A 2,323-nucleotide genomic window follows, 5' to 3' on the forward strand; every position below is an offset into this window, starting at 1 on the left:
CTTCAAATGTGACATGATTATTTCCTAACTAAATCTAGGAAAACAATCATGTCAAAAAACGATAAAATACAATACTGGCAACGCATTTTTCAGCAGCAAACTGAAAGTAAATTAACCAAAGCTGAATTTTGTAAAACCAATGACTTAACCCTATCTACATTTTATGCGTGGACTAAAAAACTTAACCCGCATTCGTCATCAACTAAGCAAAAAGTGGTGCCGCTGATTTTTCCTGAAATTAAACCTGACCAGCCACTCACGCTGGCATTGCCCAACGGCTATCTGTTTTCTTTTCCAGCCTCATTAGCGCCAAGCAAATTACAACAATTTTTACGCGTGCTATCAGCATGACACCACATAAGCAGATCTATCTTGTTACCGGCCATACCGACATGCGTAAAGCCATTGATGGCTTATCTTTAATCGTCAGTGATGTATTGGAAATGGATCCGTTGAATCAAGCCTGGTTTATTTTTTGTAATCGCCACCGGGACAAAATTAAGATTTTATTTTGGGATACTAATGGTTTTTGGCTTTACTATCGGCGGCTAGAAAAAGGTCGCTTTAAGTGGCCTGGCGCTAACGACGAACAAGACGCGCTGACAATCAACCAGCATCAGCTAAATTGGTTACTATCAGGCTTATCGTTAGAAGTATCCCATGGGCATAAACCCTTAAATGGCCTGACAGTGAGGTGATCATCACTGGATCGCTAAATAGCGGTTGCATGATCAAATACAGCAGGCAAACTAGCGCTATCTATTGGTCTTGAACGCTAATTAATGACAACTGAACAGCCTGATAATATTGAACAACTAAAAAAAATGCTGGCAATGTTGCAGCATGAAAATCAGGTGCTCAATGCTAAAAATAAAGACTTGGAAAACCGCCTTAATATCGCTTTGGAACAATTGCAACTCAACCGCAATAAGCAGTTTGGTCAACGCAGTGAGAAAATGCCGAAAGGCACATTCAATGAAGCTGAGCAGGATCAATCCACAAATAAAAATGAAAATAAACAACAAGGTAAAACGGGTCGAAAACGATTACCTGAGCACCTTGAACGTGAAGAAAGATCTTATACTCTTGACAGCCCTATGTGCGATTGCTGTGGTCATGTGATGCGTGAATGCGGTGTGCAAGAAAGCGAACAAGTCAACATTATTCCAGAGAAGATCAGCGTCATTAAGCACAGGCAAACCAAGTATGCTTGCCGTGAATGTGAAACAACATCAACCAGTACCTCTGTCATTACCGCGCCTAAGCCTGCACAGCCGATCCCCCAGAGTATCGCCAGCCCTGAAGCGCTTGCGGCTGTGGTGACCGCCAAATACTGTGATGCCCTACCGCTTTATCGGTTAACCGACATATTTGCCCGTGGCGGTTTAAATATTAGCCGCGCTACACTGGCCAATTGGTGCATAGCCAGTGCCGAATTAGTTAGGCCGTTAATTGCTGCGATGAAAGCTAATCTACTCGCTCAATCAACGCTGTGCGCAGATGAAACAACGGTGCAAGTATTGGATGAACCAGATAGAAAAGCAGCAACTAAATCCTATATGTGGGTCTATCGCAGCAATGAATTTAGCGATAACCCTGTTGTTATTTATGATTATCAACCGAGTCGTGCACGCAGTTGCCCAGAAGCATTTCTAGCAGATTATGCCGGATATTTACAATGTGATGGTTACAGTGTTTACGACAATATAGAAGGAATAATGCCAGTCGGGTGCTGGGCACACGCCAGACGCAAATTCCACGATGCCTTAGCGGTGCAACCGAAGAAAACCGGCAAAGCAACAGTCGGTATCAATTATATTCAAAAACTGTATGCAATAGAAAAGCGGGCAAAAACATTACCGCCCGATAAGCGAAAATCACTCCGGCAGGAAAAGGCTGAGCCAATCTTAACATCGTTGCATGAATGGTTAGAAAAAAGCGAGAAAACAGTCCTACCCAAAAGTAAAATTGGGGTAGCAATCAAGTACACATTGAATCAGTGGGAAAAACTGAGACGTTACCTTGAATCAGGTGAATTAGGCATTGATAATAATGTCACTGAACGCGATATCAGGCCGTTTACGACGGGGCGGAAAAACTGGATGTTCTGCCAATCGGTAAATGGTGCAAAAGCCAGTGCTGCACTTTATAGCTTGGTGATGACTTGCCGTGCCAACGATATTAACCCGTACTTTTACTTCCAAAAACTTTTCACGGAACTGCCACAACGGGATAAATTTGCTGATTTAAGTGATTTATTACCTTGGCATGCCGATCTAAAAGCTTGATGATATCGGGCTCCACCGCTTAATTGACCGCTTAC

Annotated in this window: 3 protein-coding genes; all 3 read left to right on the forward strand. The window is 42.8% G+C overall.

The genetic code is table 11. The features are described from left to right. Positions 1–48 precede the first annotated feature (48 nt). The 3 genes from tnpA to tnpC all read left to right on the forward strand — a co-directional run bounded on the left by tnpA (position 49) and on the right by tnpC (position 2,288). A complete protein-coding gene (gene tnpA / locus AAEY93_RS20160) occupies positions 49–351 on the forward strand; it encodes an IS66 family insertion sequence element accessory protein TnpA (RefSeq protein WP_124011565.1) in 303 nt (100 codons plus the stop codon). After that, entirely contained in the window at positions 348–698 is a 351-nt protein-coding gene (tnpB, locus tag AAEY93_RS20165) for an IS66 family insertion sequence element accessory protein TnpB (protein ID WP_124011564.1), read from the forward strand. The genes tnpA and tnpB overlap by 4 nt, the downstream gene beginning before the upstream one ends. 84 nt (positions 699–782) lie before the next feature. Further along, positions 783–2,288, forward strand: a complete 1,506-nt coding sequence (gene tnpC / locus AAEY93_RS20170; RefSeq protein WP_124011563.1) for an IS66 family transposase — start codon at positions 783–785, stop codon at positions 2,286–2,288. Positions 2,289–2,323: the final 35 nt, after the last annotated feature.

Source organism: Shewanella sp. CAL98-MNA-CIBAN-0140 (assembly GCF_040309905.1).
In the GTDB taxonomy this organism is placed as follows: domain Bacteria; phylum Pseudomonadota; class Gammaproteobacteria; order Enterobacterales; family Shewanellaceae; genus Shewanella; species Shewanella psychromarinicola.